This window comes from Vibrio sp., from assembly GCF_038138445.1.
GTDB lineage: Bacteria > Pseudomonadota > Gammaproteobacteria > Enterobacterales > Vibrionaceae > Vibrio.
On the sequence record NZ_JAYQDQ010000127.1, the window covers coordinates 1 to 8,437 of the forward strand.

General features: G+C 41.3%; 8 protein-coding genes. 2 read left to right on the forward strand and 6 right to left on the reverse strand.

Translation table 11 applies throughout. The features are described 5' to 3' along the window. Positions 1 to 38 precede the first annotated feature (38 nt). From AAFM34_RS19510 to AAFM34_RS19520, 3 genes are all read right to left on the reverse strand, one after another. A complete protein-coding gene (locus tag AAFM34_RS19510; RefSeq protein ID WP_341665702.1) occupies positions 39 to 938 on the reverse strand; it encodes a hypothetical protein in 900 nt (299 codons plus the stop codon). Between the two features lie 255 nt (positions 939 to 1,193). Further along, positions 1,194 to 2,498, reverse strand: a complete 1,305-nt coding sequence (locus AAFM34_RS19515) for an inosine/guanosine kinase (RefSeq protein ID WP_341665704.1) — start codon at positions 2,496 to 2,498, stop codon at positions 1,194 to 1,196. Positions 2,499 to 2,607: 109 nt separating this feature from the next. Continuing rightward, positions 2,608 to 3,078, reverse strand: a complete 471-nt coding sequence (locus tag AAFM34_RS19520; RefSeq protein WP_341665712.1) for a CreA family protein — start codon at positions 3,076 to 3,078, stop codon at positions 2,608 to 2,610. A 153-nt stretch (positions 3,079 to 3,231) separates the two neighbouring features. Here AAFM34_RS19520 and AAFM34_RS19525 point away from each other — a divergent pair, with 153 nt between their 5' ends. Beyond that, entirely contained in the window at positions 3,232 to 3,735 is a 504-nt protein-coding gene (locus AAFM34_RS19525; protein ID WP_341665706.1) for a flavodoxin, read from the forward strand. Positions 3,736 to 3,753: 18 nt separating this feature from the next. Here AAFM34_RS19525 and AAFM34_RS19530 read toward each other — a convergent pair whose 3' ends face one another. After that, positions 3,754 to 4,209 carry a methylglyoxal synthase gene (locus AAFM34_RS19530; RefSeq protein ID WP_341665714.1) on the reverse strand — a complete coding sequence of 152 codons (456 nt, stop codon included), beginning with the start codon at positions 4,207 to 4,209 and terminating at the stop codon, positions 3,754 to 3,756. Positions 4,210 to 4,219: 10 nt separating this feature from the next. Beyond that, a complete protein-coding gene (gene torT / locus AAFM34_RS19535; RefSeq protein ID WP_341665708.1) occupies positions 4,220 to 5,218 on the reverse strand; it encodes a TMAO reductase system periplasmic protein TorT in 999 nt (332 codons plus the stop codon). 80 nt (positions 5,219 to 5,298) lie between these two features. Between torT and torS the strand changes: the two genes are divergently transcribed. Next, complete coding sequence (gene torS / locus AAFM34_RS19540; RefSeq protein WP_341665710.1) at positions 5,299 to 8,187, forward strand: TMAO reductase system sensor histidine kinase/response regulator TorS; 2,889 nt, start codon at positions 5,299 to 5,301, stop codon at positions 8,185 to 8,187. A gap of 46 nt (positions 8,188 to 8,233) precedes the next feature. Here the strand turns inward: torS and AAFM34_RS19545 are convergent, their stop codons facing one another. Then, positions 8,234 to 8,404, reverse strand: coding sequence for a hypothetical protein (locus AAFM34_RS19545; RefSeq protein ID WP_371833287.1), 171 nt, complete (start codon positions 8,402 to 8,404; stop codon positions 8,234 to 8,236). Between the last annotated feature and the right edge of the window lie 33 nt (positions 8,405 to 8,437).

Below are 8,437 nucleotides of genomic sequence, written 5' to 3' on the forward strand. Positions count from 1 at the left end.
CTATTTTTAGTCGGTGCCAGCTTTCAGTTAAATGGGGCTCACCGCCAGCTTACGTAAGTACCAATAGAGACGAGCTCGTTATTGCCTTTGAGGTGAGAACGCAGAGACACATTATTTGACTGGGCGATTTCTTGTATAATGCCAAGCAGCCCAGCAACTTGTTGGTTGATTGAGCGAGATATCTGCCAAATAAACACTAAAATGAATATCATCACCGCAAGGCTTACACCTTGTTTTATGGTGTTTAAGTTTTTTCGAGTGGCTTCACTTTGCTCAGCCAAAGCAGCAGCGAATGTTTTAAATTGTTTTTCAACGTTGTGCGATAAACCTCTAGTTTCGCCCAAAAGTCCTTCGTTGTACTTGAGGCCAATAACTTTCATCTGTGCGACTACATCTTTGGCCGCTGAGAGTACCTGGTTTGAGTTATAGGGTAAAAGGCTATCTTTTATTTCACCTTTAGCAACTGCAGCGTCAAAGTCTGCAAGGCTTACTAGCTGGTCGCTTGAGAGCGATGATTTAATATTAGCAAGAGCAGAATTATACGTACCCCGCAGCTTCTCTTCCGGTTTTAAGCCCAATGCATCATAGCCATTAACCAGTTTAGTCAACCCAGTTTGATACTTGAGAATACCTTCTCTTACTGGAGCACTAGAGGGGAGGTTATTTGACGCTAATACTGGGGAAAGCTCTGCTTCTAAATCAAGAAATATTCCCATGTTTTTATCAAATTTATCGAGATATTTCATGTCTTTTCGAAGCAAGAAATCTTTCTCGTTGCGTCTTAAGTTCAGGAGGCGAATTTCCAGTTTTGCTACTAGCAGAGTCGCTTTGCTTAATTGGTCAGAAGTTTCAGCAAATTTAGAAGTTGCTAATAGTAATGAAGCAACGCCTAATACCGCGACTGCGCCTAATGAATATAGTTTTTGCTTAATATTCATATGACTACCTAATTTAATATACGGGTAATTGATTAACAGCTCTCTGAAGAATAGTTGCTAATTATAGATATATCAATTATGCGCAGGTTGGTTATGCAACAGAGGTAGTTATTGTTGCAACTATATGATAGTTAAAAACTTATAGCACGGGTTAATACACTGGGTAGTGAAATTACTGTGTGCTTTGGGACAAGGTTAGTAAGTGATGGAAGGTATTGACAGAGAGCAGTATAAAGCTGCTCTCTATAATGTGGGCTAACGATCCCAGTAGGTTTCTTCTAGGCTGTCTTCTCTTTCGGGAAGTGCTCTTGAAAGCCTTGGAGAATGTTGGGTTAGTACTTCATAGCTAACACGATTTGCGTACTTACAAATCTGAGATAGCGATGAATAAGTAAGGTATGGGCGATCATGCTTTGATGAGTTTGGCACATTCATATGGTGGTGACTGTTGGCTGCCATGTCATGCAAAAGTGCCGATAGTGCCGCGTCTCCAGCGCCGTTAGTATTTTTTATCTCAAGTGGACCGCCTAAGTACGGGCCGATATGAGAGTATACTTTGATTGGTTTAGTACAATCATCTTTGCGCATAGCACGGCTAAATTCATATTTATTGAATTCGGCGATATTTCCCGGTAGTAAGGGGAGTTCTGTTGTACGCTTAACTGAGTCTTCGGTGTAGCCGGCCATATATAGTCCTACAGGACCTGCTGTACACAACACCAAATCGACCCATTCAAGGGCTTTGTCCGCCGCTAGAAGAGGATCTTTTTCACCCGTAAGAGCTTCGCCTTCTTCTTCATTCATGGCTACAATGGAGATGTTTTCCTTTATGTAATCTTGCCACCATTCGGCGTTACCTTCAATGACCCATCTTGTCCCCAAAGTTAAAACCACGGGTACGTTTTTAGATTTAGCAATCTCTATAGCTCTGGCTACCGCTTTAGGCATAGGGTCTTCGGGTTTACCACGCATTAAATAGGACGAAACGATAAGTGCAGAGGCTTTATCGAATACATCTTCAGGAATACTATCTGGACGGAGCTTATTCATATGCCCTTCGTTTATCGCAAAGGTTCGCTCTCCATCTTTAGATATAAGGGTGTAACAACGCCCTATAGCACCTTCTACCATTTGTAAATGATTGAGGTTCATCCGAGATGATGTCCTACACAAATAGCGATAAGCAAATGAGCCAACTTCGATATTTTTAGACATCACACCCAGTAAAACAGACTTACTGTCTGCGAGTACGGAGTAGTTATGCAGCGTATTGCCGATAGTATCTCCGGGGTATTGGTGCGTGATTAGCTCGCGATTGACCAGCTCAGCATATAACTCATCCGCTGTACTTTCTTCAACCACTAGTGAATGACCTTTACTCAAGTCATATTTTGCTAAGAAGTCGTCATCAACTCTTGCTTCGATATCAACAATTGTCTGACCAACACCGACGATAATCGGCCTAAAAAGCTTTGGTGTTTGCTTCATTTGGTTGACAAGTGGATCTCTGGCGTGAGTGGGAAAGTAGTGCTTAGATTTACGTTGTCCAGGAAATTTCATCTTTTGAACAGGGTTAGAAATTTTGGCGCATCATATCACATTATAATAGGATTGCTTCCATTTTATTTACAAGAAATAGGGCCAATTTTTCATACTTTGGCCCTGCTAGTTATTCTGCTACAACCGCTGCAGAATATGCTTTAGTACCCCACAGAGGAACCGTTGATAAACTGTGCTTGAAGCTACCTTCAGTTTCTTTTGTCGTATAAGATAAATAGAGTAAAGTTTGATTCTCTGAGTCATAAATTCGCCTAACTTTCATAGACTTAAAGAAAATGCTTTTCGACTTTTTAAAAACAACTTCTCCAGATTTACTCTTGTCGATTTTGGCGATCATCTCTGGTGTTATGTCACCAGTTTGTCGACATGAAATGGAGCTGTCACTTGGATCAGATAAGCTAAAATCGGCTTCTACTGAAGCAATATGACAGGTTACGCCGGTTACCACATCATCTTTCAAATTTTCGATTTTGATGTCTTTTAACGTAAACAGACCTAAAGACACATCTCCAACCTCATTGTTATCACAAGCTGTGAGGCCAAGAGAGAGCATAGTTACAGCGGCTATTTTTCTTAACATAATTTTATTGGTCACTTTTTTATCCGAATAGACGAATTAAAACAGTTTGAATTCGAATATTCTAGATGGAAACTTAGCAGATGGTTAAAAATACTTGTGGCGTCATGTCGTTGCCTATAAGCTTGCCCCATGTTTACCCATAAGGCTTAAGATATGGACCATAGTCCAAACGAACTTCTTGAAATCAAAAATCATTGGTTCAGTCAACACGTAGAAGTCGATTTTCCTACCAAAGAAAGCCTGTTGGGACGAGAGCTGTATTTATCTTCGGTCAGTTCAGTTTCTTGTCGCCAGATAAAGACTCTGCCAGCGGCAAGTACAGAGTATAATCAGGATGATATTTTTAAAGTGGATTTTCACCGGCTGACAGTCATGTTTGCTGTGTTACAAGCTAAGCGCTGGAATAGCGAACAAGAGCAAGCTTTGGTGGTTGAATTTTTAAGCCAAATTATTTTTTCTGAGCCTTGCGATCTCTATGTCGGTTTCGAACAGGGTCAACCTTCAGCAGCAGCGGTTGTAACAACAAAAGGTGATTCTATCTTGGTGTCTGATGTCGTTACAAACTCCGCTGATTCAACGGCTTTTCTCTCTACTTTGCTAAACCACTCTGCAGTAGCTGCTCATAAGTACGCCCAAATCTTCGTTGAATCAAATTAACAGGCAGCGCTGCATTCATCAAAGTCTTTCAGCAAGATAAGCTTGATAATCTGGAATTTCAATACTGACCTTGGATTCGATCAAATCCGAATCAATCAGAAAATTTGCAGTGGCTCGGTTAGGTGCAACTGGTATATTCCAGACACTTGCTATTCTTAGCAATGCTTTGACGTCTGGATCATGAGGTACGGCATTGAGTGGATCCCAAAAAAAGATCAATATATCTATCTTGCCTTCCGAAATAAGTGCTCCTAACTGCTGATCGCCTCCCATAGGACCTGAAATCATACTTTTGATTTCTAAGCCCGTTTCTGTATTCAATATTGCTCCCGTGGTGCCTGTGGCATATAAAGTGTGACTTTGGAGCTTTGTTTTATGCTCCGAGACCCACCGAAGTAGTTCGGGTTTATAGTTATCATGAGCAACAAGTGCTATGTGTTTGTTTTTTGACATCGTGCGTGTGGTTTTTTTCATCATTTCTGTCCTAGTTATTGATATCAAAAGTAGGTCGATATTCTGACGGTGACAAAGATTGGGATATCACGTTTGGATTAAGTTTGTTAGGGGTAAGTGGCTCAATAACAGGAGTTTGCTTAGCTTGATAGGGTAATCCTCGAAGGTAATTAACTGCCTGCTGAACCGACATACGTCCTTGTTGCACCATTTTGTCAGTGGGGGCGAACTCAACTCGCTCACGAAGTAAACCTCGATAAACCCCATGACTTAAGTAAGTAGCGATAAGGCCAATTTCACTAGACTTATTTGCGATTCGTAATTCACTGATCGCAGCTTCAATCGCAACGGCGCTTCCAACGATATAATCTATGTCGTTTCGCTCAATGACTTGTTGAACCAGGTTACGCTGTAACTCCTTGTCGTTATCAGCCCAGTGCGATTGAGCAATGTGAACATCGCTGCTTTTAACCGCATTAATGAAACCCAGCATCACAGGATCAGTTCCACCACTTGCCTTCGGACCTAGTAATAGTGAGATATTGACTTGTCCTGAGTTCTTTGGGTGTTTGTCTTTGAGATATTGTCCCGCGTAATAGCCCATCCAATACCAATCTACACCTACTTGACCTTTAAGTTGATTAGATTTGGGTTCGAGTGTTAGTGCGTTAACACTGGCGAAAACAGGTGTGTTGCCTACTAGCTGATGTATTTTGTTCAAATAAAGATCTGGGCTTACCGTACCTAAAATAATGGCATCTGCATTCCATTCATGGCATTTTTCTAGCTGAGCTTGTTGCTTTTGTTTGTTAGGGTAACCTCCAGCTTCGAAAACTTTGAGGGTGATGCCTAGCCTTGCCGCCTCATCGACCATGCCATAATTTACGGATAACCAATACGAGTCTTTCAGGTGTGGATATAGAGCGCAAAGTTTTAACGGCTCTGTCGATGCAGTTACATTACCCGTTAAAAAGCAGCTGAATAGAAGTACGACTATCCAAGAGTGTTTAAGGTTTAAGGCTGAAAGCATGAGATACACCGTTGCGAATAAGTCCATAAACATTGCAGAATATAACGTATTGTCACCACCTACAGAAGAGTAACTGAGAAATGTTATTAGAAAAGGCCAGTATTGGTCGAAAATTACTGTTTGCGTTTGTAGCGATGGCAACCTTGGTGATGATCTCTTCAGCAATTGGGGTAGTTGGTTTTTCGTCAGTTGCCAGAACAGAGCGACAAGTCGTTAACTTAGCCATTCCCTCGATGATAGAAGCCAGACAAGTCTCTGAGCTTAGTGCCCGTATTATATCTTCGGTTCAAACGCTCTCGAGTGCTAAAACTGAAGCAGAGCGACAGCAGTCCGGAAAAATTCTATTTTCGCAGTTAGAAAAGTTACTTTCACATATTAAACAGCTCGGATCTGATTCATTTGATTCAAACTTGTTAACCAAGTTAGAAGATGAATTGCAAACCGTGATCGATACATTGGCTGAACTTGGGCTTGTGGTAGAGAAAAAGTTGTTTCTTGAGAAACAGTTATCCAGTATTACAGGGTCACTTCGAGAACAAGCATCTGAGCTAGAGATGCTGACAGGAACACAGGTGGCAAATACCAGTACAAACGCTGTAGCAAATGTTACCCAAATCTATGACCTGTTAGATAACAAAAATACAGATAAAGTGTACCAAGCACTAGATACCTTAGTCGAAGTTGATTTAGATCGTTCTGAGCGTTTGCATGAGCTTCACTTACTGGCCTTCAAATTGCTAAACCACATCGAAGAAGCAAGAACCACTTCTAGCATAGACCGAGTAAACAGCATTGCAAAAGCGTTTCGCACTAATCTTAAAATAATGAAGCGTCGTATACAAACGGTTGAAGATCCCACACGTTCTAGCCAAATGAAGCAGCTACTGACACAACTAGAACAAGGAAGTGTCGTGTTTGATTTGTTGGTTGAGCGCTACCAAAGCGAATACACAGCTCAAATGCTATTGCGTAACACCTTAGTGCAGTTAACAGACCTTAACGCGACTGTTGCCAAACTGATTGATGAATCGAATATGGCCACGACAGATGCTGTGACAAAGTTACATACCACACTTCAATATTCACAATTTAGTTTGGCTTTTATTACCATAATGGGGATGTTGATTGTTGCTGTTATTCTTTGGCAGCTCGTCTATATTTCGGTGGTTAAGCGTTTGGCTGAATATTCATCGGCATTATTGTCCGTTGCTAATGGCCAGTTAAACATTGATATAAATGTTGATGGTAACGATGAATTAGCTTGTATGGGAAAAGCTATAGTCAACGCTAGAGATACTGCTAAGTCACTTAAATTGGTCGCAGAAAGTGAAGCGCAAGCCAAGCGAGAATTAGAGCAGCACAAAGGGCATCTCGAAGAACTTGTAGCACAGAGAACACGTCAACTTGAAGAGAGCAATGAAAAGCTTAATCAAGAAGTGATCAACCATGAGTATGCGAGAGCTGCTGCAGAAAAAGCTAATCGAGCAAAATCAACCTTTCTTGCCACCATGAGCCACGAAATTAGAACACCTTTGAATGGGGTCTTAGGGACTGCTCGGTTACTTAAAGATACAGGGCTTAACTCAAAACAAAATCACTTTATCGATGTTATTAATCGTAGTGGTTCAACCCTGTTGGCAATCTTAAATGATGTTTTGGATTACTCAAAAATTGAAGCTGGCTTTTTAGAAATAAGGCCTGTGGATTTTGGAGTTTACGAGGTTGTTCAAGAAGTTAAACATTTACTCGATAGTAAGGCGAAAGAAAAAAATATTGAAATTCGAACTTCTATTGATAGTAGAATATCCCCATATCTATTTGGCGATTTGACCCGTATAAGCCAAGTGCTGACGAACTTAGTCGGAAATGCGGTCAAATTTACCAATACTGGACATGTCACTGTTTGTGTATCGCCTGATCCATCTCAATCAGAGAATATATTATTTGTAGTGTCAGATACCGGAGTAGGGATTGAGGAAAGTGAGCAAGAGACCCTGTTTGATGCCTTTACACAAGCGGCGGGTGGTATTCAGAGTATAGGGGGGACAGGACTTGGTTTGGCGATCAGTAAACGAATTGTTCAGGCAATGGGGGGAGATTTACAGCTAGAGTCTCAAACAGGTTTGGGTAGTCAATTTAGTTTCAGTATTTGTCTACCAGAGGGAAGACAGCCCTCTCCCAAACCGTTACTGTCAGGAAATACTCAGTCAGCAAGAGTATTACTTATTGAAGACAACCCTGTTAACAGCATGGTCGCTGAAGGTTTTTTAGAGAGTTTAGGGCATGAAGTTGATACAGCCTATGATGGAAAATCGGCGAAGAAGCTGTATGGAAAGAACAATTACGATATTGCATTGATTGATATTAACCTTCCTGATTGCAATGGAATGGATCTTCTTATCGCGTTAAAGTCCATGATGAGTGACAGTGTCACCAGGATGATAGCAGTTTCAGCACATGTGTATAACGAAGAAGTACAAACCTATTTAAGTGCAGGCTTTGACGGCTTTCTACCCAAGCCTCTTGATAAAGAGGCATTGTCCGACATTATCCAAAATAACTTGATCGATCCAGTTTCAAGCCAACCGACTCGCAATCCGCTTGAACATCATCAAGACGATGAAACTCATATTGTGAATGCCAAAACAATCGAGCAAGATACGTCGATTTTAGGCCAAGCAAAAATGAAGGAAATCATAGACATATTTGATGAGATGGCGAAAGACATATTGCAGCTTATGCAGGATGCGGAAAATGATGGAGATTCAAGCCAATTAAAGGCGCTAGCACACAAACTCAAGGGGGCTTCAGGAAGCTTAGGTCTTCTGGCGTTGTATGATATGTGCTTAGATATCGAAAAGGCAGACCAGCCAATTATCGCATACCAGAAAATCAGTTCACAACTGCAGGGCTTGATTCGACAGTCCAGCGAATCATTGCATCGACTGGTCAATAAAGTTTCAAACTAGCCCGATTGAATTAAAGTAAAAGCAGCAAATGCTGCTTTTATCTATCTTACGCAATCGCACTTGCCAGTATTTGTCGGCTTGCTTCCAGTGTGATCGTTTTATTTTCACCCAAAGCGCTCAAGCCATGTTGCTCTAATTGTTTGACAACAGAGTTAATAGCATGCTGCTTGTTTTCACCATGCTCGGTTAATTGAGTGTATGCGCCCCATGAACCCACGGGGCGGTGTTGTTAATGTTTGAAGTTCCAAGG